This window comes from Sphingomonas sp. P2_B6, assembly GCF_056404755.1.
This window is the reverse complement of sequence record NZ_JBFUDK010000010.1, coordinates 77,682-100,130: the sequence shown is the minus strand read 5'-3', so window position 1 is coordinate 100,130 and position 22,449 is coordinate 77,682. Positions and strand designations below refer to the sequence as shown.

Annotated in this window: 22 protein-coding genes; 11 read left to right on the top strand and 11 right to left on the bottom strand. The window is 66.3% G+C overall.

Annotation, left to right across the window (positions count from 1 at the left end; translation table 11 throughout):
- Window positions 1–23 precede the first annotated feature (23 nt).
- Entirely contained in the window at window positions 24–704 is a 681-nt protein-coding gene (locus AC1DX5_RS15275) for an EI24 domain-containing protein (RefSeq protein ID WP_478016256.1), read from the top strand.
- Between the two features lie 13 nt (window positions 705–717).
- The gene (locus AC1DX5_RS15270) at window positions 718–1,098 is read left to right on the top strand and encodes a hypothetical protein (protein ID WP_465174410.1); all 381 of its coding nucleotides are present in this window, start codon (window positions 718–720) and stop codon (window positions 1,096–1,098) included.
- A gap of 337 nt (window positions 1,099–1,435) precedes the next feature.
- Here AC1DX5_RS15270 and queG read toward each other — a convergent pair whose 3' ends face one another.
- Window positions 1,436–2,569 (bottom strand): tRNA epoxyqueuosine(34) reductase QueG, encoded by a 1,134-nt coding sequence (queG, locus tag AC1DX5_RS15265; protein WP_465174411.1) that lies wholly within the window; start codon window positions 2,567–2,569, stop codon window positions 1,436–1,438.
- A gap of 132 nt (window positions 2,570–2,701) precedes the next feature.
- Here queG and AC1DX5_RS15260 point away from each other — a divergent pair, with 132 nt between their 5' ends.
- Together AC1DX5_RS15260 and AC1DX5_RS15255 are read left to right on the top strand one after the other, a co-directional pair.
- A complete protein-coding gene (locus AC1DX5_RS15260; RefSeq protein WP_478016308.1) occupies window positions 2,702–3,640 on the top strand; it encodes an ABC transporter ATP-binding protein in 939 nt (312 codons plus the stop codon).
- The gene (locus AC1DX5_RS15255) at window positions 3,637–4,878 is read left to right on the top strand and encodes an ABC transporter permease (RefSeq protein WP_465170112.1); all 1,242 of its coding nucleotides are present in this window, start codon (window positions 3,637–3,639) and stop codon (window positions 4,876–4,878) included. Before AC1DX5_RS15260 ends, AC1DX5_RS15255 begins: the two co-directional genes overlap by 4 nt.
- 84 nt (window positions 4,879–4,962) lie before the next feature.
- Here the strand turns inward: AC1DX5_RS15255 and AC1DX5_RS15250 are convergent, their stop codons facing one another.
- Window positions 4,963–5,658, bottom strand: a complete 696-nt coding sequence (locus AC1DX5_RS15250; protein ID WP_478016255.1) for a TetR/AcrR family transcriptional regulator — start codon at window positions 5,656–5,658, stop codon at window positions 4,963–4,965.
- 77 nt (window positions 5,659–5,735) lie between these two features.
- Here AC1DX5_RS15250 and AC1DX5_RS15245 point away from each other — a divergent pair, with 77 nt between their 5' ends.
- Window positions 5,736–6,479 (top strand): SDR family NAD(P)-dependent oxidoreductase, encoded by a 744-nt coding sequence (locus AC1DX5_RS15245; protein WP_478016254.1) that lies wholly within the window; start codon window positions 5,736–5,738, stop codon window positions 6,477–6,479.
- Window positions 6,480–6,628: 149 nt separating this feature from the next.
- Window positions 6,629–7,870, top strand: coding sequence for a cytochrome P450 (locus AC1DX5_RS15240; RefSeq protein WP_478016253.1), 1,242 nt, complete (start codon window positions 6,629–6,631; stop codon window positions 7,868–7,870).
- A gap of 123 nt (window positions 7,871–7,993) precedes the next feature.
- On the opposite strand, the gene AC1DX5_RS15235 is transcribed toward AC1DX5_RS15240, so the two are convergent.
- The 3 genes from AC1DX5_RS15235 to AC1DX5_RS15225 are packed head-to-tail and all read right to left on the bottom strand — an operon-like array spanning window position 7,994 to window position 9,742.
- Window positions 7,994–8,398, bottom strand: coding sequence for a hypothetical protein (locus AC1DX5_RS15235; protein ID WP_478016252.1), 405 nt, complete (start codon window positions 8,396–8,398; stop codon window positions 7,994–7,996).
- Window positions 8,395–9,291, bottom strand: coding sequence for a sigma-70 family RNA polymerase sigma factor (locus AC1DX5_RS15230; protein WP_465170117.1), 897 nt, complete (start codon window positions 9,289–9,291; stop codon window positions 8,395–8,397). Before AC1DX5_RS15230 ends, AC1DX5_RS15235 begins: the two co-directional genes overlap by 4 nt.
- Complete coding sequence (locus AC1DX5_RS15225; protein WP_478016251.1) at window positions 9,278–9,742, bottom strand: carboxymuconolactone decarboxylase family protein; 465 nt, start codon at window positions 9,740–9,742, stop codon at window positions 9,278–9,280. Before AC1DX5_RS15225 ends, AC1DX5_RS15230 begins: the two co-directional genes overlap by 14 nt.
- A 234-nt stretch (window positions 9,743–9,976) precedes the next feature.
- Between AC1DX5_RS15225 and msrB the strand changes: the two genes are divergently transcribed.
- The gene (gene msrB / locus AC1DX5_RS15220) at window positions 9,977–10,474 is read left to right on the top strand and encodes a peptide-methionine (R)-S-oxide reductase MsrB (RefSeq protein WP_478016250.1); all 498 of its coding nucleotides are present in this window, start codon (window positions 9,977–9,979) and stop codon (window positions 10,472–10,474) included.
- 196 nt (window positions 10,475–10,670) lie between these two features.
- On the opposite strand, the gene AC1DX5_RS15215 is transcribed toward msrB, so the two are convergent.
- Entirely contained in the window at window positions 10,671–11,219 is a 549-nt protein-coding gene (locus tag AC1DX5_RS15215; protein WP_465170120.1) for a CHAP domain-containing protein, read from the bottom strand.
- 203 nt (window positions 11,220–11,422) lie between these two features.
- On the opposite strand from AC1DX5_RS15215, the gene AC1DX5_RS15210 reads away from it, so the two are divergent.
- Complete coding sequence (locus AC1DX5_RS15210; protein WP_465170121.1) at window positions 11,423–11,881, top strand: hypothetical protein; 459 nt, start codon at window positions 11,423–11,425, stop codon at window positions 11,879–11,881.
- A gap of 47 nt (window positions 11,882–11,928) precedes the next feature.
- Here the strand turns inward: AC1DX5_RS15210 and AC1DX5_RS15205 are convergent, their stop codons facing one another.
- Entirely contained in the window at window positions 11,929–13,392 is a 1,464-nt protein-coding gene (locus AC1DX5_RS15205) for an MFS transporter (protein ID WP_478016249.1), read from the bottom strand.
- The gene (locus AC1DX5_RS15200; protein WP_465170123.1) at window positions 13,389–14,219 is read right to left on the bottom strand and encodes an SDR family NAD(P)-dependent oxidoreductase; all 831 of its coding nucleotides are present in this window, start codon (window positions 14,217–14,219) and stop codon (window positions 13,389–13,391) included. The genes AC1DX5_RS15205 and AC1DX5_RS15200 overlap by 4 nt, the downstream gene beginning before the upstream one ends.
- Before the next feature lie 155 nt (window positions 14,220–14,374).
- Here AC1DX5_RS15200 and AC1DX5_RS15195 point away from each other — a divergent pair, with 155 nt between their 5' ends.
- The gene (locus AC1DX5_RS15195; protein ID WP_478016248.1) at window positions 14,375–15,520 is read left to right on the top strand and encodes an acyl-CoA dehydrogenase family protein; all 1,146 of its coding nucleotides are present in this window, start codon (window positions 14,375–14,377) and stop codon (window positions 15,518–15,520) included.
- A gap of 126 nt (window positions 15,521–15,646) precedes the next feature.
- Entirely contained in the window at window positions 15,647–16,435 is a 789-nt protein-coding gene (locus AC1DX5_RS15190) for an SDR family oxidoreductase (RefSeq protein ID WP_478016247.1), read from the top strand.
- Window positions 16,436–16,586: 151 nt separating this feature from the next.
- Here the strand turns inward: AC1DX5_RS15190 and AC1DX5_RS15185 are convergent, their stop codons facing one another.
- Window positions 16,587–18,848 (bottom strand): NADP-dependent malic enzyme, encoded by a 2,262-nt coding sequence (locus AC1DX5_RS15185; protein WP_478016246.1) that lies wholly within the window; start codon window positions 18,846–18,848, stop codon window positions 16,587–16,589.
- Window positions 18,849–19,203: 355 nt separating this feature from the next.
- Between AC1DX5_RS15185 and AC1DX5_RS15180 the strand changes: the two genes are divergently transcribed.
- Window positions 19,204–20,535: a methyl-accepting chemotaxis protein gene (locus tag AC1DX5_RS15180; protein ID WP_478016307.1), complete on the top strand. Its 1,332-nt coding sequence runs from the start codon at window positions 19,204–19,206 to the stop codon at window positions 20,533–20,535.
- A gap of 146 nt (window positions 20,536–20,681) precedes the next feature.
- Here the strand turns inward: AC1DX5_RS15180 and AC1DX5_RS15175 are convergent, their stop codons facing one another.
- Both AC1DX5_RS15175 and AC1DX5_RS15170 read right to left on the bottom strand, forming a co-directional pair.
- Window positions 20,682–21,704, bottom strand: coding sequence for an alpha/beta fold hydrolase (locus tag AC1DX5_RS15175; RefSeq protein WP_478016245.1), 1,023 nt, complete (start codon window positions 21,702–21,704; stop codon window positions 20,682–20,684).
- 212 nt (window positions 21,705–21,916) lie between these two features.
- Window positions 21,917–22,330 (bottom strand): organic hydroperoxide resistance protein, encoded by a 414-nt coding sequence (locus tag AC1DX5_RS15170; protein WP_465170128.1) that lies wholly within the window; start codon window positions 22,328–22,330, stop codon window positions 21,917–21,919.
- Window positions 22,331–22,449: the final 119 nt, after the last annotated feature.

Here is a 22,449-nt window from a genome sequence, read left to right as displayed (position 1 = left end):
GAAGGCCCGGCTACACCGGCCCAATGCTCAGCGCCTTCTTCCTGTCTGTCGGCCAGCTCGGCGATCCGAAGATCATCAGGGTCTTGCTGAAATCGCTCGGGGTGACGCTGACAGTGCTTCTCCTGGTCGGTGCCGCCCTATGGTACGGGGTAGTGCGGCTGGTCGCCTGGATCGGCGCCACGCCGGAGGCAGGTGGCTGGGCCGGCGCCGCAGCGGTGCTGCTATGGCTGTTCGCCGGCTTCTTCCTGTTCCGCGTGATCGCCGTCGCGGTGATCGGCATCTTTGCCGACGAGGTGGTCGCCGCCGTCGAGGCGAAACATTATCCCGAGGCGCTCGCCGAGGCGCGCGACGTGCCGTTCGGACGATCGGTGGCGATGGGGCTTGGCTCGGCCGGGCGGCTGATCCTGGTCAACCTTGCCGTGTCGCCGCTGTACCTGCTGCTGCTGATCACCGGGGTCGGCACGGCGTTGCTGTTCTTTGTCGTGAACGGCTGGCTGCTCGGCCAGGATCTGGGCGATATGGTCGCGGCACGCCATGTGCCGCGCAAGGACATGAAGAGCTGGCGCGGCTCGACCAGCTTCCAGCGTTTCTTGCTCGGCCTTGCCGGGACCGGTCTGTTCCTGATCCCGATTCTCAACCTCGTCGCCCCAGTGCTTGGCGCCGCGATGGCAACGCATCTGTTCCATGGAAAACGGCGGATATGAAGGTGTTTGCGTCATGAAGAAACTGGCCCTCGCGATCCTGCCGGCACTGATCCTCGCCGGGTGCGGCGACACGGGCGTGGCCCCCCGTCCGGCGCGCGCGGCGCCGGTACCGATTCCGATCCCTGGCGGCACTACCGGCCTGGACCGGGTGATCGGCCAGACCGGTAACGCGCTGATCGGCCTGTTCGGCAAACCGGCAGCCGATGTGCGCGAGGGCAATGCGCGCAAGCTCCAGTTCGGCAATGCGACCTGCGTGCTGGATGCCTATCTCTACCCAAAAGGCCGCGGCGAGGCCGTCGTCACCTATGTCGACGCGCGGCAGACCAACGGCAGCCCGATCGACCGCGCCAGCTGTGTCGGGGCGTTGAGCGTGGGACGAAACCCCGCAAGATAGTCGCCATCATGTCGGGCTTTTCACTAAAAATCGCAGCCAGGCTGTGATAGTCCGAATCGCGCCAGCGGAAAGTTAGAAGCGGAGGGACCGTAGGCAATCCGCCTGGCGGGGGGTTGGACATGAACATTTTGCAGCTTTGGCGATGTGCCTTGGGGCGTCACAAACGCGATCGACGATTGGTGAAGCATGACGGCGAGGATTTCCGCAGCGTCTGCACCGGGTGCAGAAGGCAGATGATCCGTAGAGAGGATGGCTGGCATCTGGCGAAAGCGGCTGACGCCGCGTGGCGCAACATATCGGCGTGATCCGGATGTCGGCATGAGTCGGAGCGCCCGTCTTACAGGGGCGGACGGGCGCTCCATTCCGCCAGAACCGTCTCGTCCGGCTCGCCCGGGCGCCGTAGCGCGCGTTCGTTTTCCCAGCGCTCCGGATCGAGCCGGCCAAGCGCCCAGATCGCCGCGCCGCGCACCACCGGTGCCGCGTCGTCGAGCAATCCTGCCGCCGGCTCGGCCAATCCCGCCGCCCCGCTGTTGCCCGCGGCGATCAGGCAGTTGCGCACCATCCGGTCCCGCCCGATCCGCTTGATCGGCGATCCGGCGAACACCTCGCGAAAGCCAGCATCGTCCAAGGCCAGCAAATCCGCCAGCGCCGGTGCCGCCAGTTCCGCGCGCGGCGCAAAGGCCTTGTTCGCGCTAGCCGCCGCCGCGAACTTGTTCCACGGACACACCGCCAGGCAATCGTCGCAGCCATAGATACGGTTGCCCATCGCCGCGCGGAATTCGTGCGGGATCGGACCGGCATGCTCGATCGTCAGATAGGAAATGCACCGCCGCGCATCGAGCCGGTACGGCGCCGGAAACGCGTCCGTGGGGCATGCCGTCTGGCAGGCGTCGCACGACCCGCAGGTCTGGCGGCCCGGTCTGTCCGGCACCAGGTCGAGCGTCGTGTAGATCGCGCCGAGGAACAGCCAACTGCCATGGTCCCGGCTGACCAGGTTGGTGTGCTTGCCCTGCCAGCCAAGCCCGGCCGCCTCGGCCAGCGGCTTCTCCATCACCGGCGCGGTGTCGACGAACACCTTCAGGTCCACGTCCTTCACCTCGGCGACGAGCCACCGCGCCAAGGCCTTCAGCGCGCGCTTCATCACGTCGTGATAATCCGCGCCCTGTGCATAGACCGAGATGCGCGCCTTCTCCGCCTCACTTGCCAGCGCGAGGGGGTCAGTGGCGGGCGCGTAGCTCATGCCCAGCGAGATCACGCTCTTCACCTCCGGCCACAGCCCGGCGGGGCTCTCGCGGTGATGCGCGCGGGCTTCCATCCAGATCATGTCGCCGTGCATGCCCTCGCCCAGCCATTGGCGAAGCCGCTGCGCGGTCAGCGGCGCCGCATCGGCACGCGCAATCCCGCACGCCACGAAGCCCAGCTCGGCCGCCTTCGCCTTCAGTGTTTCATTCAGGGCGATCTCGTCGCGCACGCGCACCCGCTACCATAGCGGCCGTAAAATGCGACCCACCTGCCATAAGTGTCGAGAGGTCGAGACACATTAACGAAGCGCTGGTATCTGGCCTGTGACGTCCCGTTCGGGACGAACGGAAGGTGAGACTTGATAACCGACAATCTGGCGATCAGCGCTACCGGGCTGGTCAAGAAATTCGGTGGCCGCCGCGTCGTGGACGGCATCGACATCGCGGTGCCCAAGGGCCTGATCTACGGCGTGCTCGGCCCCAATGGCGCCGGCAAGACCACCACCTTGCGCATGCTGCTCGGCATCATCGAGCCCGATGGCGGCACCCGCACCCTGCTCGGCCATGAATATCCGCGCGCAGTGAGCGACCGGGTGGGCTATCTGCCCGAGGAACGTGGCCTCTATCCGGCCATGCGGGCGAAGGACGCGATCGCCTTCATGGGGGCACTCCGCGGCCTCGACCTCAAGACCGGACGCAGGCGTGCCGTCATGCTGATGGAGGGCGCCGGCCTTGGCCACGCCGTCGACAGCAAGATCCGCAAACTCTCGAAGGGCATGGCGCAGCTCGTCCAGCTGCTCGGGTCCGTCGTGCACGAACCCGATCTGCTCGTGCTCGACGAACCCTTTTCCGGCCTCGATCCGGTCAACCAGGATCGGCTCGAGGCGCTGATCGTCGCCCAGCGCGATCGCGGCGCGACCATTCTCTTCTCGACTCATGTCATGGCGCATGCCGAGCGGCTGTGCGACCGGCTGACCATCATCGCCGGCGGCAAGGCGCGGTTCGAGGGCACGGTCGCGGATGCGCGCGGCAAGCTGCCGATGCGCGCCCATTATGTGCCGCATTTCGATGGAGAGGGCATCGCCGCCCTGCTCCCGCCCGATGCAGAACGCGACGGCGATGGCTGGCGCTTCATCGTGCCCGACAGCGGGGTGGAGGATATCCTGAAACGATTGATCGACGGAGGATTCGGCATCTCCGGCCTCGCGATGGAGCGGCCCGGCCTGCACGACGCGTTTGTCCGCATCGTCGGCCCCGAGGCCCTCAAGGACCCGACGGAAGACACGGAGGTCGCGGCATGAGCGCTTCCCCTCCCGGCAATCTCCGCCGCCTCGTCCGCCAGACCCTGACCATCGCGCGCCGCGATTTCGTCGCGACCGTGTTCACGCCGATGTTCCTGGTGTTCCTGTTCACGCCAGTGCTGATGCTGTCCTTCGGGCTGATCGGCGGCATGGGCGCCTCCTCCGTCACCAGCGCCTCGGTCGAAAAGGCGAGCATCGTCGCGATCGTCGATCCGGCCCGGCACGAGGCGATGCGCGCCGCCGACACGCGCCTGCGCCAGCTCTATGCGCGCGACGACCGGCCACCGGCGCTGGTGGTACAGACCCCCACCGACAATCCCGCCGGCCAGGCGCATATCGCGTTCAGCGACAAGGGCAGCGATGCCTCAGCGGCGATGTTCGGCGACCTAAGCCGCCCGACGATCCTTTATGGCGGCTTTGGCCGGCGCGACGCGAACTTCCTCGCCCAGCTCGCCGAGGAAACCCTGCGCATGGAGAAGAGCGGCACCGCCGCGCTCAGCACACCGACCCTGACTTCGATCGCCCGCGCCGAACCCAGCCCGACCGGCAACAAGCGATCGGCCTTTTTCGCTGTGTTCGGCATCTTCTTCCTCACCCTGTTCCTCGCGGGCCAGGCAGTCGGCACCATGGCGGAGGAACGCAGCAACAAGGTGGTCGAGATCCTCGCCGCCGCCGTCCCGCTCGAGGCGGTGTTCTTCGGCAAGCTGATCGGCATGTTCGGGTCGGCGCTGTTGTTCATCGGCTTCTGGGGCACGCTCGCCAGTCAGCTCGACGTGCTGGTGCCGGGTGGGCTAGGCGCGGCATTCCGCGACATCGGCCCGGCGATCGGCATGCCGGTCTTCTCGCTGCTGTTCGTCGCCTATTTCGCCATGGCCTATATGCTGCTCGGCGCCGTATTCATGGGCGTCGGCGCCCAGGCCAGCACCCCGCGCGAGCTGCAGCTCCTGTCGCTGCCGATCACCATCCTGCAGATCATCATCTTCGGCCTGTCGGTCCAGGCAGTATCGAAACCCAATAGCTGGATGGCAATCGCGGTGGAGGTTTTCCCGTTCAGCTCGCCTTATGCGATGGCCGGGCGCGCGGCGAACCTGCCGGATCTCTGGCCACATCTTGCGGCGCTGGCCTGGCAATTGCTGTGGGTCGCGATCGTCATCACCATCGCCGCCCGTGCCTTCCGCCGCGGCGTGCTCCAGTCAGGCAGCGGCAAGATCAACTGGAAGGGCCTGATCGGGCGCTGACGCGTCTGCCTGATGCGACTCTGGCATCCGTCGTGCGAACGGGATGACCAGCGAGTCCGGGAACTCGCCTCGCGCGAAACAGGCTTATTGTGAGAACGGCCGGCGCAGTAAGCCCTGCTCCTCGCCGTCGCCGCCAGTGGTTCTGGCATCCCAGCCGGCCATCGCGACATCCGTGACCGCTTCCAGCTCCGCGCGCGTGGCGCCATCCCGGGCGAGGATCGACATGCCGTTCTGGAGCGTCTGCACGAAGCGGGCGAGCCCGTGGATATCTGTCGAGGCCGGAATCTCGCCATCGGCCACGGCCTGACCGAGACGTGCCAAAAGACGTTCGAGCGTGACCGCACGGGCCGACCGGACGAGTTGGCCGAGCTCGGCATGGCCTTCGCTACCAACCGAGGAAAGCGTGACCATGCAGCCGCGGGGAATGTCCACGACGCAACCCGTCAACGCGGCCGCCGAATCCATGAGCAAGGCCCGGACGGCCTCGCGCGCGGTTTCGGCCACGCGGAAGCCTGCCCATACATAGCCCTCGTTGGTCTCGGCATAATGCCGCAGTGCTTCCGCGTAGAGCGCCTCCTTGGATCGGAAGGCGGCGTAGAGACTGGGGGCACCGATGCCCATCGCTTGAGTCAGATCGGCGATCGAGGTCGCCTCGAATCCCTTCGACCAGAAAAGCCAGGTCGCCCGCTCCAGCGCGGCATCGCGATCGAAGGCGCGCGGCCGCCCCCGGCCGCGGGCAGCGGCCGAACCGGTATCGAGCGGAGCATCAGAATTTTGCATCGATCGTTATATAATCCCGTTGACGTGACGCGGCAATGATCATATTAATTATGTATCGATCATTATATAAGGTAACCATGATGACGGAACTGGCTGGAAAACGCGCGCTCGTGACGGGTGGATCACGCGGGATCGGCGCGGCGATCGCAGTCGCGCTCGCGGAGAAGGGCGCCGATGTCGCCATCACCTATGAGCGCTCGGTCGAGCGTGCGGCCGACGTGGTCCATGCGATCGAGGAGAAAGGCCGCAAGGCAGTAGCGATCCGAGCCGACAGCGCCGATCCGTCAGCGGTGAAGCGCTCGGTCGACGAGGCGGCGGCGGCACTTGGGGGCCTCGACATCCTCGTCAACAATGCGGCGATCGCGCTCTATGCATCCATCGCGGACGTCAGTGTCGAGGCGATCGACGCTCTGCTCAAGGTCAACATACGCGGCCCGATCCTCGCGGCTCAGGCCGCCATCCCCCATCTTTCCGCGGGCGGGCGCATCGTCACGATCGGTTCCGCGGGTGCCGAACGCATCGTCGGCGATACCGGCACGATCTATTTCATGACCAAATCCGCGCTGCATTCCTTCACGCGCGGCCTGGCACGCGAGCTTGGCCCGCGCGACGTGACGGTCAACCTCGTCCAGCCGGGATCGACCGACACCGAGATGAACCCGGCCAATGGCGAGTTCTCCGACTTCCAGCGGAGCCTCAGCCCGCTCGGCCGCTACGGCACGCCGGACGATGTCGCCGCCGCCGTTGCCTTTTTGTCCAGCCCTTCGGCACGGCATATCACCGGCGCGATCCTGACCGTGGACGGCGGACAGACGACCTGACACTCCGCGGCGGCTGGGGGGGCGGTCAGCGCCCCTCCGTCGCTGTCACCCGGCCATCGCCGCTAACCACCATCTCGCCGATCCCGTTGCACATCGCAATTGACATGAGTGTCAGCTAAGGCTTTCCTGCACCCAAAGGAGAGGCGAAAATGGCGACACAGGCTCTGCACGCGGTGGAAACGAGGGTCGATCCGCTCGACGTAAGCCGGCCGGAACTTTACCGCGACGATATCTGGCAGGAACCCTTTCGGCAGCTCCGCGCCGAATCGCCGGTCCATTATGTCGAGCGGTCCGGCTTCGGCCCCTATTGGTCGGTCTCGACCTACAAGCCGATCGTCCAGGTCGAATCGCTGCCGGACATTTATTCATCCCAGGCCGGCGGCATTACGCTGGCCGACTTCATCGAACATTCGCCGACCGATGTGCGCATGCCGATGTTCATCGCGATGGACCGGCCCAAGCATACCGGCCAACGCCGCACCGTCGCCCCGGCCTTCACGCCGAGCGAGATGGTCCGCCTCTCCGACAATATCCGCATGCGCACGGCCGAGGTGCTCGACAGCCTGGAGTGGAACAGGGAATTCGACTGGGTCGACACGGTCTCGATCGAACTGACCACGCAGATGCTCGCGATCCTGTTCGACTTCCCCTGGGAGGATCGGCGCAAGCTGACCTTCTGGTCCGACTGGGCCGGCGATATCGAGCTGGTGAAGACCGAGGAGCTTCGCCTCGAACGCCTCAAGCACATGTATGAGTGTGGCGGCTATTTCCAGAACCTCTGGAACCAGAAGCTCGGCAAGGAACCCACGCCCGATCTCATCTCGATGATGATGCATTCGGATGCGATGGCCGAGATGGACCAGATGGAGTTTCTCGGGAACCTGATCCTGCTGATCGTCGGCGGCAACGACACGACGCGCAACTCGATGACCGCCGCGGCCTATGGCCTCGACCTGTTCCCGGACCAGCGCGCAAAGCTGGAGGGCGACCCGTCGCTGATCCACAATGCCGTGCAGGAGATCATCCGCTGGCAGACCCCGCTCGCCCATATGCGCCGCACCGCGACCGAGGACACCGAGTTGGAAGGGCAGCAGATCAAGGCCGGCGACAAGCTCGCGCTCTGGTATCTCTCGGCCAATCGCGACGAGAGCGTGTTCGAGAATGCCGACAAGATCATCGTCGACCGCCCCAATGCGCGGCGCCATCTGGCGTTCGGCCACGGCATCCACCGCTGCGTCGGCGCGCGGCTGGCCGAGTTGCAGATCGCGACGCTGTTCGAGGAGATGGCGAAGCGCCGCATGCGGGTGAACGTGCTCGGCGAGCCGGAGCGCGTGGCGGCGTGCTTCGTCCATGGCTATCGCAAGCTGCCGGTCGAAATTTCGAAGTACTAAAACCCTTCTCCCCTTGTGGGAGAAGGTGGCCCGAAGGGCCGGATGAGGGGGAGTGAGGTTCGGGACGCTCGCGAGTGTCCCCCTCACCCTTCCCGCTCCCACAAGGGGAGAGGGAGATAAGCGCTAGGCGAACTGGCTGCGCGCCCGCATCGCCCACACCGTAAACCCGATCCCAAGGATCGCCGGCACGGTCACCGCCGGGAAATCCCGCGCGAGGGCGGAGGTTCCGCAGATGCCGACCGCCACTTCCCACCAATGAAACAGCGCATGCCCGGCAAGCCAGAAGCTCGCCGCGGCCCATAACGGAACCCGCATCACCGGCCGTACGGCGCCCCAGATATAGGCCGCTCCGATCAATACGAAGATCAGCCCGATATCGCGGATGAAATGCTGGTTGAACGGACCGGTGGTGGTGACGCCCGGCACCGCGACATACCAGTCGGCCGGCACGGCGAGCATGATCAGGCCGTTGGCGACCGCGCCGAGGCCGAGAATAGCGGCGAGAATGGGAACCGTGCCCCGCATCATTGTCCTCCTGGAATAGCGGCCTGCCCCTGGCTGAAGGCGACAGCGACATGGGCCAGCTTGTCGGGGTTGCGCATGATGTAGATCGCCGCGATCCGCCCATCGCGGATCTCCAGCGCCGTGGTCTGCAGCAACTGTCCGCGGTCGATACTGACATAGCCGGGCAGCCCGTCGATCGAGACCGGCTTCAGCATGACCGGCCGCCAGGCATGTTTGCGCGCCAGCCCGGCAAACATGCGCAGCACCTTGGCCACGCCGATAATCGGGTTGCGGAAAGCGAGCACGCGCCCGCCGCCGTCGGAATAGACCGCCACGTCCTCCGCCAGCATCGACTGCAACGCCGCGACATCGCCGTCGCGCGCCGCGGCGAAGAAGGCCCGCGCAATGCGGTCCGCCTCGGCCTGCTCGACCGGATAGCGTGGCCGCGCGGTCTGGACATGCTTGCGGGCGCGCACCGCCATCTGGCGCACCGCCGCCGCATCGCGGTCGAGCGTGCCGGCGACTTCGCTCAGCGCGACGCCGAACACRTCGTGCAGCAGAAAGGCCGCMCGCTCCARCGGCGARAGCCGTTCGAGCGCAAGCATCAGGGTAAGAGTCAGGTCGTCGGCCTGCTCGTCCTCGGTCGAGCCGACCAGCGGCTCGGGCAGCCAGGCGCCGTAATAGGTCTCGCGCCGGGCGCGGGCCGATCGCATCTGGTCGAGGCACAGCCGGGTGACGATGCGGGTGAGATAGGCCGCCGGCACATCGACCGATTCCTCGACCTTCGACCAGCGCAGCCAGGCGTCCTGCACCACATCCTCGGCCTCGGAGACCGAGCCGAGCATGCGATAGGCGAGGCGCTGCAGCCGCGGCCGCTGCGCCTCGAATAGCGAAGCGGCCGGATCAGGCTGCGACACWGGAGCGCTCCACTGGATGCGGTGCGCGGAAACCGACCTGCAACCGGTTCCACACATTGATCGCGCCGATCAGCAGGGTGAGCTGGACCTGCTCGGCCTCGGTGAAGGCAGCCTTGACCGGCGCGTAATCGGCATCGGGGGCACCTGTCTCGCTCAGACGGGTCAGTGACTCGGTCCAGCCCAGCGCCGCCCGCTCGCGATCGCTGTACAGGGTCGATTCACGCCATGCAGGCAGCATGTACAGCTTCATCTCGCTCACGCCCTCTTCGCGCAGGTGAGTCGAATGCATGTGGATGCAGAAAGCGCAGCCGTTCATCTGCGACGCACGCAGCTTCACCAGGTTCCGCAGCACCAATTCGAGCGTCGAGGAGTCGAAGCTCGCCTCCAGCGCCATCATGGCCTGCACTGCTTCGGGAGCGAGCAGATGGGGATTGCGCAAACGTGGGGTCATGGTCTGTCTCCAAGCGTGCACCATGCACGCATGCAAACATGACGGGATAGCCCCGGCGAGTGTGACATGGGGGAGCGAATTTTTTCGCTGGGTCTCCGTAACCGACACTCGGGGTCCGACGAATAGCGTACGTGGTGATTCCGTTTCACGACGACCCTTCCGGACGCGCCGTGCATCTCGTCGGAGCGGACCCGCGTACCTACATATGCCCTATCAAGCCCTTCGAGGACGATCATGACCCCAGACCGCCGCAGCTTCCTCACCCTTGCCGGCACCGGCGCCGCGGCCTTCGCGCTGTTCGGCTGTCGCGGCAGCGCCTCGGCCGGAGCACCCGAGACGTTCGAAGTGACGATGACCGACGCGCAGTGGAAGGCGAAGCTCTCCCCCGCCGCCTATCGCACCCTGCGCCACGAAGCGACCGAGACGCCGTTCACCAGCCCGCTCAACGACGAGCACCGCGCCGGCATCTTCTCCTGCGCCGGCTGCGCGCTGCCGCTCTATTCGTCGAAGACCAAGTTCGAGAGCGGCACCGGCTGGCCCAGCTTCTGGGCGCCGCTGGAGAATGCGGTGCGCACTCGCGAGGACCGCACGCTCGGCTTCTCGCGCGTCGAGGTGCATTGCCGGCGCTGCGGCGGGCATCTCGGCCATGTGTTCGACGACGGACCGAAGCCGACCGGCAAGCGCTATTGCATGAATGGCGTGGCGATGACGTTCAGGCCGGGGAGGGTGTGACGACCTTCCTCTCCCTCGACGGGAGAGGATACGAAGACTTGGCAGCTTGCTGCCTAGTCGTAGTTGGAGAGGGTGGGGCCACAAACGCGCTCGCGGAAGGGCGAGCGCGCACCCTCACCCAGCTCCGACTAGGCCCGCGTGAAGAACGCGGACCAAGTCTGCGCAACCCTCTCCCGTCAAGGGAGAGGGAAAGAAATCAGAAGCTGATCTCGTCCGACATGCCGAGCGACGCGATCGTCAGCGGCGCCATCGGCTCCTGCGTCTCGCTCTCGACCATGTCGGTGCTCGCGTCACGATCCGAATAGATGAAACCCTTGGTCGGGTAGGCGCTGGTGCCGAGGCCGCCATTCGGGCCGTACCACACTTTGACCATGCTCCAGTCGCCGGCCTCGGATACGTCGACCGCGCGGACATTGCGCTCGATTCCGCCGCGGCGCGACCAGTTGGCGTGGGTGAGCAGGACCTCGCGGTCGCTGACGACTTCGCTGACCATCGCGACATGGCCGAGGCGCATCTTGCCGGTCGAGGAGAAAGCCAGCACGGCGCCGACCTTCGGCGCATGGCCGCGGGCGTAACGGCCGGCTGCCTGGTTCCACCAGGTATTGGCGTTGCCGTGGATCGCGATGCCGGAAATGGTGCGGGCATAGGGAGCGCACTGCCAGAACTGCGCCATGGCGGGGGTCGCCACCATCAGGCTGCACGAAGCCACCAGCGCAAAACGCGCTGCAAACGCCCGGAAATTCATGTGGCCCCCTCAGGTCCCGCTAAACTCGTGAGCCTGTAAGAGCAGGTCGAACCGGCATGGGGAACCCCATCGGCTCGACGAAGGGAACCTTTTAGGACGAACCGTGTTTACCGGGCGATGACTGCCCCTCGCCGCACGCCGATTGGCGCGCGCGGCGCAATGCGCGCTCGCCAAGGCGCCGCATCATCGGTAGAATCACCTATATGAAATCGTTCGTCCCGGCCCTGTGCCTGCTCCTTCTCGCCTGTTCGGACCGGAGCGGCGCCGGCGGCAATGACAATGTCCTGCTGAACGAGAACGAAACGTCGGTCGCGCTGAGCCCGGGTACGCAGCCGGTGCGGATCGGCGAAGGCGGCCCCGCTTTCCAGGCCTGCAACAGTCTTGGCCGCGTGGTGAACCTGCCCAGCGGTGAAGCCTATTTGCCGGTGCGCGCCGCGCCCTTCACCGAGGCCGACGAGCTCATGCGGCTCGAGGCCGGTACCCAGCTTCGCGTCTGCACCCGTTCGATCGACCAGCGCTGGATGGGCGTGGTGGTCGCGCCGGCCGAAGCGCCCGACACGGATTGCGGCGTCGCCGCCCCGGTGGCGTCGCCGCGCGCCTATAATGGCCCGTGCAAATCGGGCTGGGTGTCGAGCGCGTTCATTCGGCTGATCGCGGGATAGGCATCCTCCCCCGTTCGTGCGGAATGGTGGGACGTCGATCCCCGGGGTCAAGGCGCATGCGGCGCGCCCTCGCGTTCCGCCGCCGCGGTGCTCCGCGCCAGCCGCGCCTCATGCTCCGCCCGGCCGAACGGGAAGCGCGAATAGCACAGCGCGGCGAGGCCGTAGAACAGCAACTCGAGGCAGATGAAGACCATGGTCAGCCGGTCGATCGTCGCGACCGGCACCTGCCCGGGCCGCGCCGCGGCGGGGAAAGCCGCGAAGGCCAGGATCGCCCCGGCCATGAAGATGCCGACCCCGCCGACCATCTTCTGCACGAAGAAGCTGCCGGCATAGAAGACGCCCTCGGACCTTTTGCCGGTACGCGTCTCGGATTCCTCGACCACATCGGCCAGCATCGCCGCGCCGAGGATGAAGGCCCCGACGCTGCACGCGGTGTTGACCATGAAGATCAGCAGCAGGAGCGGCAGCATCAGCGCGGAGCCCGGCGCCGGGAACAGCCCGAGCAGCCGCAGCACATAGGGCGCCACCAACAGGCTGACGCTGACGAAGGACAGGATCATGCCGACACGCGGCTTGTTGCCGCCCCGCGTCAGCAGCGGCGCGATGAAGAAGGCACCGATCGCCCCGAGCAGCAGCGAGAGCGAGAGCCATTGATAGTCCGATCCCTCGAACCGCCAGACATAGGAATAGAGATAGTTGGACAGCGCGAAGGAGATGCCCTGCGCTGAATAGGCGAACACGCCGGCCGCCATCAGGATCAGGAACGCCTTGTTCGACACCGTCGCGCGAAACTGGGCGAGGTGCGTGCCGAAGCGTGCAGTCGATTTCGGGACCTTGGGCAGATATTTGATCTCGTGATGCAGGCCGATCGACGACAGCGTGATCGACACGGCCATCACGATCGCGCCGAACAGCGCCATGCGCGAATAGCCGTCGGCATTATGCAGGCCGACCGGATGAGTCGCATCCGGCACCAGGAATACACCATAGGCCAGCGCCAGCATCGCCAGCCCGCCGCCCCAGCCGAACAGGTAGCGATAGGAAAAGAGACGCGTGCGCTYGTCATAGTCGGAGCTCAGCTCGGGGCCCAGCGCCGAAGACGGAATCTCGAACGCGGACAGCGCGATGCGCACCAGCAAGGCGCTGCCGAAGACGTAGAACAGGGTCGCCGTCTCGGACCATTGCGGCGGATTCCACAGCAGCAGCCAGCCGATCGCGATCGGCAGGGCGGACGCGTACATCCAGGGATGCCGCCGCCCCCAGCGGCTGCGCGTGTGATCGGAAAGATAGCCGATCGCCGGGTCGACGAACGCCTCGACCACCATCGCGCACATGATGGCGATGCCGACGGTGCTCGCCGGCAGGCCGATCACCTGATTGTAGAACAGCAGCAGGAAGGTCGCGAAGCCATTGTCCTTCACGCCGTACGCGATCGATCCGAAGCCGAACGACCAGCGGCTCCGCGCGCTCAGGGTGCGCGGCGGCGGCGCGGCGATCAGGACTCCACTCAAGACGCGAACCGATCGAGCGCGGCGAACAGCGACGGCGCGGCGGGATCCCAGCTGTGACGCGGCCCGATCGTCATGCCGCCGTCCACCGTGATGTGCGTGCCGGTGACGAAGCTCGCATCGTCGCTCGCCAGATAGGCGACGGCAGCGGCGATATCCTCGGACTTTCCGGCGCGCTGCATGGGTTGGGCATGCGCCGCTATACCTCGAATCACGCCATTGGCCATCTCGCGCTTCTCGCCTTCTATGCCTAGCACCGCGGTAAAGATGTTCGTGGTGATGAACCCGGGGCATACGGCGTTTACCCGGATATTGTGACGGGAAAGATCGGCGGCGGCCATGGTCGTCAAATGCAGCACCCCTGCCTTGGCGACTGAATAGGCGGTCGGCGCCGCGCCGGTCTGCAGCGCCGCGATCGAGGCCGTATTGACGATCGCCCCGCCGCCCCGCGCGATCATCAGCGGCGCGGCATAACGGATGCCCATCGCGACCGACCGCAGCAGCAGCGCCTGGGTCCTGTCCCAGTCCTCGGGCGAGATCTCGTCGATCGGATCACGCGATCCGCCGGCGCCTGCATTGTTGAACACCACGTCCAGACCGCCCGCCGCATCGGCCGCCGCCATCAGCGCGGCGATGTCCCCGACCTCCATCACATCGGTGCGCAGGAAGTGGATCCGCCCGTTCGAGGTGGCGGCGACATCCTCCCCGCCGGCTTCGTCGATGTCGCCGATCCACACCTCCGCGCCCTCCTGGGCGAGCCGCAACGCCGTCGCGCGGCCGATCCCCGAAGCGCCGCCGGTCACCACGGCGCGCTTGCCTGAAAAGCGCATTTCATTCTCCTGCATCATGATTTTGGTCAGCATAGTATGGGGTTCGACCCGGTCAATGCGGCCTTTTTGGAATTTCGGGTTTGCGCGCGCTTGCGGGACCGCGTGCCCTTCACTACCAACCGTCACCCGGACTCGTGACGATGAGAGACTAAGCCTTGGCCCTCGATCCCGAAACTTTCGACGCCCTGATCGACATGGTCCGCCGCTTCGTCACCGAGCGCCTGCGCCCGCTCGAAGCCGCTGTCGAGGAAGCCGATGCGATCCCCGCCGAGGTGATCGGCGAGATGCGCGACATGGGCCTGTTCGGCCTGTCGATCGCCGAGGAATATGGCGGCCTGGGCCTCACCATGAGCGAGGAAGTGCGCGTCGCGATCGAGCTCGGCCGCACCACGCCGGCCTTCCGCTCGAGCTTCGGCACCAATGTCGGCATTGGCAGCCAGGGCCTGGTGATGGCGGGATCGGACGAGCAGAAGGCGCAGTGGCTGCCGCGCATCGCCAGCGGCGAGATCGTCACCAGCTTCGCGCTCACCGAGCCGGATGTCGGCAGCGATTCGGGCGCCGTGAAGACGAAGGCGGTGAAGGACGGCGACGTCTATCGCCTCACCGGCACCAAGCGTTTCATCACCAATGCGGACAAGGCCGACCTGTTCACCGTGATGGCCCGCACCGGCACGGAAGCCGGCGGCCGCGGCGTCTCCGCCTTCCTCGTGCCGCGCGACCTGCCTGGCCTGTCGATCGGCGAGCCCGAAAAGAAGATGGGACAGAAAGGCGCCAAGGTCGCCGATGTGATCTTCGACGACGTGCCCGTGCCCGCCGCCAACAGGCTCGGCGCCGAGGGCGAGGGCTTCAAGATCGCGATGCGCGTGCTCGATCGCGGGCGGCTGCACATCTCCGCCGTCTGCGTCGGCGTGGCCGAGCGGCTGATCGCCGACTGCGTGGCCTATGCCAGCGACCGTAAGCAGTTCGGCAAGCCGATCGCGGAGCACCAGCTGATCCAGGCGATGATCGCCGATTCCAAGACCGAAGCGCTCGCCGCCCGCGCTCTGGTGCTTGAGACGGCCGCAGCGAAGGATGCGGGACGCGATGTGGTGATGGAATCCGCCGCCGCCAAATATTTCGCGAGCGAGATGGTCGGCCGCGTTGCCGACCGCGCGGTGCAGATCTTCGGCGGCGCGGGTTATATCGCGGATTACGGCATCGAACGCCTCTACCGCGACGTACGCCTGTTCCGGATCTACGAGGGAACCAGCCAGATACAGCAACTCATCATCGCCCGTGAGACGATAAAGCGCGGGGGATAGGATTTCTCCCCTCCCGCTGGCGGGAGGGGTCGGGGGAGGGCCTGTCCCCGAACAATGACGCTCGCGGGGAGGACAGGCCCTCCCCTAGCCTCTCCCGCCAGCGGGAGGGGAATTCAGGAGACGACAATGGACACCACCAACCTCTTCCGCCTGGACGGCCGTATCGCCCTGGTCACCGGCGGCTCGCGCGGCATCGGCAAGATGATCGCGGCCGGCTTCATCGCCCAGGGCGCGACCGTCTACATCTCCTCGCGCAAGGCCGACACCTGCTTCGAGACCGCGGCGGAACTGGGCGAGAAATGCATCGCCCTGCCCCAGGACGTCTCAACCGTCGCCGGCTGCAAGGCACTCGCCGCCCAGCTCGCGGAACATAGCGACAAGCTCGATATCCTCGTCAACAACGCCGGCGCCGCCTGGGGCGAGCCGTTCGAGCAATTCCCTGAAAAGGGCTGGGACAAGGTGATGGATCTCAACGTGAAGTCGCCCTTCTTCCTCACTCAGGCGCTCCACCCGGCGCTCAAGGCGGCGGCGAGTCCCGAGCGCCCGGCCAAGGTGATCAACATCACCTCGATCGACGGTCAGCGGCTCAACCCGTGGGAGACGTACAGCTATCACGCGTCCAAATCGGCGCTGATCTACCTGACCAAGCGCATGGCCGCCCGGCTCATCACGGATTCGATCAACGTCACCTCGATCGCGCCAGGCGCCTTTGCCAGCGAGATGAACAAGGCCGCCCGCGACCATGGCGACGCCATCGCGCGCAGCATCCCGGCCAAGCGCATCGGCGTCGACGAGGACATGGCCGGCGCCGCCATCTACCTCGCCAGTCGCGCCGGCGATTATGTGGTTGGTGACACGATCACGGTCGATGGCGGCCTGGTGAACGCGGCACTGGGGACGTCGATCGACGCGTGACGCTAACTCCTCCCCGGAACGGGGAGGGGGACCGCCCGCTTCTTCAGCGGGTGGTGGAGGGGCTTGGAGCGCGGAACGTCTGCCCCGCGCTCCAAGCCCCTCCACCAGCTTCGCTGGTCCCCCTCCCCGAGCAAGCTCGGGGAGGAATTAATCAGCGCGCAATGCCGCCCGCAGCCAGCACCGCCAGGGTCACCAGCTCGCTCGCGGTGGAGGTCATCGGCGCGATCTGCACTGATTTTTCCATGCCGACCAGCATCGGGCCGATCACGGAGTCGCCGCCCAGCTCGCGCAGCAATTTGGCGGAGATATTCGCCGATTGCAGCCCCGGCATGATCAGCACGTTCGCCGGGCCCGACAGCCGCGCGAACGGATAATTCGCCAGCTGCTTCGGGTTGAGCGCCACATCCGGCGCCATCTCGCCCTCATATTCGAAACTCACCTGGCGCTCATCGAGCACCTTCACCGCAGCGCGGATATTCTCCAGCCAGTTTCCTTCCGGATTGCCGAAGGTCGAATAGCTGAGGAACGCCACACGCGGCTCATGCCCCATGCGCCGCGCGACCATCGCGGTCTGCTCGGCGATATCGGCCAGTTCCTCGGCGGAAGGCCGCTCGTTGATCGTGGTGTCGGCCATGAACACGGTGTGACTCTGCCCGACCATCAGATGGATGCCGAACGGCGTGCGGCCGGCCTCGGGATCGATCACGCGGCGCACTTCGCGCATGGTGTGCGCATAGGTGCGGGTGATGCCGGTGATCATCGCATCGGCCTCACCGAGCTGGAGCAGCACCGCGCCGAAGATGTTGCGGTCCTGGTTGATCATCCGCTCGACGTCGCGGCGCAGATAGCCGCGTCGCTGCAGCCTGTTGTAGAGGAAGTCGACCATCTTGGGCACCAGCGGCGAGTTGCGGCTGTTGTGCAGCTCATAGCTGTCCGGATCGGTCACCCCGAGTGCCTTCAAACGGTCATACACATCCTCGCGCCCGACCAGCACCGGCGTGCCGTAACCGCCGTCCTTGAACGCGATCGCCGCGCGCAACACGACCTCTTCCTCGCCCTCCGCGAACAGCACGCGCTTGGGATGGGCCCTGGCGCCCTCATAGGCCAGGCTGAGCACCGACGTCGTCGGGTTCATCCGCCCGCGCAGGGTCTGGCGATAGGCGTCCATGTCGAGGATCGGCTTGGTCGCCACGCCCGAATCCATCGCTGCCTTGGCGACGGCGGCGGGGACGATCTCCATCAGCCGCGGGTCGAACGGCGCCGGGATGATGTAATCGGGGCCGAAGGTGTGCCGCACGCCGTAGGCGACCGCGACTTCTTCCGGCACCTGCTGGCGGGCAAGCGCGGCCAGCGCCTCGGCGGCGGCGACCTTCATCTCGTCGTTGATCGTCGTCGCGCGCACGTCGAGCGCGCCGCGGAAGATGAACGGGAAACCGAGCACATTGTTGACCTGGTTCGGATAGTCCGACCGGCCGGTGGCGATGATCACGTCGGGCCGCGCCCGCTTCGCGTCGGGCGGAGTGATCTCGGGATCGGGATTGGCCATGGCGAAGACGATCGGCTTGGCCGCCATCTTCATCAGCAGCTCCGCCGGCAGCGCGCCTGCGGCCGAAAGCCCCATGAACACGTCGGCGCCGTCGAGCGCTTCGGCCAGCGAGCGCTTCTCGGTCTTCACCGCATGCGCCGACTTCCACTGGTTCATGCCGTCGGTGCGGCCCTGCCAGATCACGCCGGTGCGGTCGCACATCAGCAGCTGGTCGTGCGGCAGGCCCATCGCCTTGATCAGCTCGGCACAGGCGATCGCGGCGGCGCCCGCGCCGTTCATCACGACCGTCGTGTCCTTGATGTCGCGCCCGGTCAGGTACAGCGCGTTGATCAGGCCGGCGGCGGCGATGATCGCGGTGCCGTGCTGGTCGTCATGAAACACCGGGATGTTCATCCGCGCGCGCAGCGTCTGCTCGATGATGAAGCATTCCGGGGACTTGATGTCCTCCAGGTTGATGCCGCCGAAGCTCGGCTCCATCAGCTCGATCGCATCGATCAGCCGGTCGACATCCTCGGTCTTCAGCTCGATGTCGATCGCGTCGACATCGGCGAAGCGCTTAAACAGCACGGCCTTGCCTTCCATCACCGGCTTCGACGCCAGTGCGCCGAGATTGCCCATGCCGAGAATGGCGGTGCCGTTGGAGATCACCGCGACCAGATTGCCCTTGGCGGTATAGTCATAGGCGGTCGCCGGATCCTCGTAGATCGCGCGGACCGGCACCGCGACGCCCGGGGAATAGGCCAGCGCGAGGTCGCGCTGAGTCGCCATCGGCTTGGAGGCGATGATCTCGATCTTGCCCGGTCGGCCTTCCGAATGGAACAGCAGCGCCTCACGCTCGGAAAACTGGACGTTCGATTCGTCGGCCATGCATCTCTCACTTTCGTTCGTCACCATCAGCGGGCACGAATCCTATAGGATCATCGCCTTTAGACACGAAGTGACCCTACGTCATCCCGGAGTTGTATCCCGGCCCAACCCCGCCGCTCGTTGCTGGGGCTCTTGCGACAAGGATCGGGCCGGGACAAGCCTGTCCCGGCAAAAACCCCCTGTTCGGCAGAAAAGCATGGCGCACCCCGGCTCCTGACGGCGCCACGCATAACCCGTCCTTAACCGAGCATCGGCTAAGCCCGCGCCAGTGGTGCCAGGCCTTTCTGTCATCCGCAGCCGTTGCTTGCTCCGTTACAGGGTCCCCGCCGTGAATGATGCCGTCCAGCTCAAGCAAATGCCCGTCGCCGGAAATGCCGCCGACGCGATCGATCTCGCCGATCGCCTGCGCCTGTTTGGCTTCAGCGCTGAAGATCTCGCCATGGCGCGCCGCATGTGGACCATCGCCGAGCCCGAGCTGGCCAGAGTCGCCGAGACTCAGCAGGCGCAGTGGCGCCGCTTCTTCGGGGATCGCGGCCAGGGCCCCGAATGGACCGTGCAGGCGGGCGTCACCTATCTGCGCGACCGCTATGACCGCGCCGACCAGCTCGATTGGGTACGGGCAGCCGAGCGGATGGTCGCCCAGGCCTTTGCCGCCAATGTCTCGCTCACCGCGCTCATCTCGATGACCTGCGCCGGCGCGACTCAGATGCTGGAGATTCTCGGGCGGCTCTATGATTGCTCGAAGGAAGAGCGCCAGCAGATCAACGACGTGTTCTTCCGGCTGCGCTCGCTCGAATGCGACATCTACGCGTCGCTCTTCACGGCCTATATCGAGTTCGACGCGAAGCGGCAGCGCGACCGGCTCGCCGCCGAGTTCCGCGACGGGCTCGCCCATCTCGTCGAGGCGGCCACCCAGGAGGGCGGCGAGCTGCGCCGCCAGGCCGGGGCCAGCTCGACCTCGGCGCGCGGCATGCTCGGCAAGGCGTCCGAAGTCGCCGCCGCCGCCGAGCAATCGGCCATCGCGATGCGCGAGGCGGCCCGCACCTCGGCCGGCCTGATCCGCGCGATCGAGGATGCCCGCAGCGAAGTCGAGGCCGCCGCCGAAATCTCGACCCGCGCCCTCTCCGAGGCAGGCGCCGCGGTCGGCATGTCGGAAACGCTGAGCAGCCACGCCCAGTCGATCGAATCGATCCTCGGGCTGATCCGCGACATCGCCGGCCAGACCAATCTGCTCGCGCTCAACGCGACGATCGAAGCGGCCCGCGCGGGCGATGCCGGTCGCGGCTTCGCGGTGGTCGCGCAGGAAGTGAAGTCGCTCGCCAGCCAGACCGCGCGCGCCACCGACGACATCGCCAGCAAGATCGCCGCGATCCAGTCCGCCACCCGTTCCACGGTCGAGACCAACGCTTCGATCAAGTCGATCGTGACCGAAGTTCAGGAAAGCGCGAACCGCATCCGCTACGCGATGGAAGCACAGGCGCAGACGGTGACCGCGATCACGGCGGCCGTCGACGAGACGGCGCTGGCCGCCGATTCCATGTCCAACACGATCGCCGCGATCCGCGAGGATACCGAGGCGGTGGCCGAGGATATCGACGGCGTCGGCCGTGGTTTCGACCGGCTCGACGCCCGCCTCGGCACGCTCAAGGGCAGCGCCGGCGACTTCGCGGCGCGCGTGGCGGCCTGACCCCGCACCGTTCGTCCTGAGTAGGGGCTGAGTAGCCGAAGGCGTAGCGAAGACCCGTATCGAAGGACATGGCGTGAGGCCTGTCCTTCGATACGCCATTTCGACAAGCTCAATGGCTACTCAGGACGAACGGCGGGTAGGCTGACCTAGGGTTTCATAGCCTCCCACCCACCCACGTCGATCACCGCCTGGGCAAAATCCCCCGGTGCTTCCTGTGGCAGATTATGCCCCACCCCGCCGCCGATCGTCCGGTGCGCATATTTCCCCGAAAATTTCGCGCGGTAATTGGCCGGGTCCGGATGCGGCGCCCCATTGGCGTCGCCCTCCATGGTGATGGTCGGAACGCCGATGACCGGGCCCGCGGCCAGTCGTTTCTCCAGCGCATCATAAGCCGGCTCGCCTTCGGCCAGGCCGAGCCGCCAGCGATAATTATGGATCACGATCGCGACATGGTCGGGGTTGTCGAGCGAGGCCATGCTGCGCTCGAAGGTCGTGTCATCGAACCGCCATTTCGGCGACGCCGTCTCCCAGATCAGCCGGGAAAAATCGCGGCGATATTTGGCATAGCCCTCGCGGCCGCGCTCGGTCGTGAAATAATATTGGTACCACCATTGATATTCCGCCCTGGGCGGCAGCGGCATGCGGTTCGCCTCCTGGCTGCCGATCAGATAACCGCTGACCGACAGCAGCGCCCTGCACCGCTCCGGCCACAGCGCCGCGACGATGCACGCGGTGCGCGCGCCCCAGTCGAATCCGGCGACGATCGCGGTGCCGATCTTCAGCGCATCCATCAGTGCGATCACGTCCTGCCCCAGCGCGGCCTGCTGCCCGTTGCGCGGCGCATCGGCCGAGCGGAACAGGGTGGTGCCATGCCCGCGCAGATGCGGCACGATCACCCGGTGCCCCTTGGCCACCAGCAACGGCACGACCTCGACGAACGCGTGGATATCATAGGGCCAGCCATGCAGCATGATCACCGGCGGGCCGTCGGCCGGGCCGGCATCGACATAGCCGATGGTCAGCGGGCCGGCATCGACCTGCTTCAGCGGCCCGAAGGACGCGGGCGGGCTCGCCTGGGCCGACGCGATGGCGACGAATGGCGCGGCGGCGATGCTCACAGCCGTTGCCCCGATGAGGCGCCGGCGGTTCTGGTCGATCGTCTCGGACATGATCTTCTCGCCCCTGGCAGTGGATGGTGCGACCGACAGGTAACGCCTCCGGCCGCGTCACGCAGCTGACCAAAGGTATAGGCCGTCCCTTCGCGATCACCCGACGTGCAGGGGTAAGCGCGAACGCCAGGGAGCGGTTCGCCCGCCACGGACACGAAAAAGGCGCGGGCGGCACAAGCCGCCCGCGCCCCTGCCATCCGCTGCGAGCACGCTCAGACCAGGTTGACCTCGACCGGGATATTGCCGCGCGTCGCCTTGGAATAAGGGCAATGCTGATGCGCCCCGTCCACCAGCGCGCGGGCGGTGTCGGGGTCCACGCCGGGCAGGCTGACGTTCAGCCGCGCGCGGAGCGAATAGCCGTCCTCGCCGCTCGCCAGATCCACTTCGGTGTCGACCGCCAGCTCGGCGGGCAGCGTCACCTTCATCGCGCGGGCGACCACGCCCATCGCGCCGATGAAGCAGGCCGACCAGCCCGCCGCGAACAGCTGTTCCGGATTGGTGCCGGTGCCGGTGCTGCCGGGCGAGGACAGCTTGATGTCGAGCCGCCCGTCGCTGCTCTGCGCGGCGCCGTCGCGGCCGCCGGTGGTGTGAGTCCTGGCGGTATAAAGGGTCTTGGTCTCGGACATGGTCTGGCTCCTTGGTTGAATATTCATCGTATCCGCTTCAATCGGATGCGATCTAAATAGGCCGATCGAAACGCTAGTCAACCCCCTTCCGATTTAATCGCATACGATATATATAGCTG

Coding starts and splice junctions, on each gene's coding strand:
- AC1DX5_RS15275 (WP_478016256.1), top strand. CDS start 24: ATGCTCAGCGCCTTCTTCCTGTCTGTCGGCCAGCTCGGCGATCCGAAG.
- AC1DX5_RS15270 (WP_465174410.1), top strand. CDS start 718: ATGAAGAAACTGGCCCTCGCGATCCTGCCGGCACTGATCCTCGCCGGG.
- AC1DX5_RS15255 (WP_465170112.1), top strand. CDS start 3,637: ATGAGCGCTTCCCCTCCCGGCAATCTCCGCCGCCTCGTCCGCCAGACC.
- AC1DX5_RS15250 (WP_478016255.1), bottom strand. CDS start 5,658: ATGCAAAATTCTGATGCTCCGCTCGATACCGGTTCGGCCGCTGCCCGC.
- AC1DX5_RS15245 (WP_478016254.1), top strand. CDS start 5,736: ATGATGACGGAACTGGCTGGAAAACGCGCGCTCGTGACGGGTGGATCA.
- AC1DX5_RS15240 (WP_478016253.1), top strand. CDS start 6,629: ATGGCGACACAGGCTCTGCACGCGGTGGAAACGAGGGTCGATCCGCTC.
- AC1DX5_RS15235 (WP_478016252.1), bottom strand. CDS start 8,398: ATGATGCGGGGCACGGTTCCCATTCTCGCCGCTATTCTCGGCCTCGGC.
- msrB (WP_478016250.1), top strand. CDS start 9,977: ATGACCCCAGACCGCCGCAGCTTCCTCACCCTTGCCGGCACCGGCGCC.
- AC1DX5_RS15215 (WP_465170120.1), bottom strand. CDS start 11,219: ATGAATTTCCGGGCGTTTGCAGCGCGTTTTGCGCTGGTGGCTTCGTGC.
- AC1DX5_RS15210 (WP_465170121.1), top strand. CDS start 11,423: ATGAAATCGTTCGTCCCGGCCCTGTGCCTGCTCCTTCTCGCCTGTTCG.
- AC1DX5_RS15200 (WP_465170123.1), bottom strand. CDS start 14,219: ATGCGCTTTTCAGGCAAGCGCGCCGTGGTGACCGGCGGCGCTTCGGGG.
- AC1DX5_RS15190 (WP_478016247.1), top strand. CDS start 15,647: ATGGACACCACCAACCTCTTCCGCCTGGACGGCCGTATCGCCCTGGTC.
- AC1DX5_RS15185 (WP_478016246.1), bottom strand. CDS start 18,848: ATGGCCGACGAATCGAACGTCCAGTTTTCCGAGCGTGAGGCGCTGCTG.
- AC1DX5_RS15180 (WP_478016307.1), top strand. CDS start 19,204: ATGCCCGTCGCCGGAAATGCCGCCGACGCGATCGATCTCGCCGATCGC.
- AC1DX5_RS15175 (WP_478016245.1), bottom strand. CDS start 21,704: ATGTCCGAGACGATCGACCAGAACCGCCGGCGCCTCATCGGGGCAACG.
- AC1DX5_RS15170 (WP_465170128.1), bottom strand. CDS start 22,330: ATGTCCGAGACCAAGACCCTTTATACCGCCAGGACTCACACCACCGGC.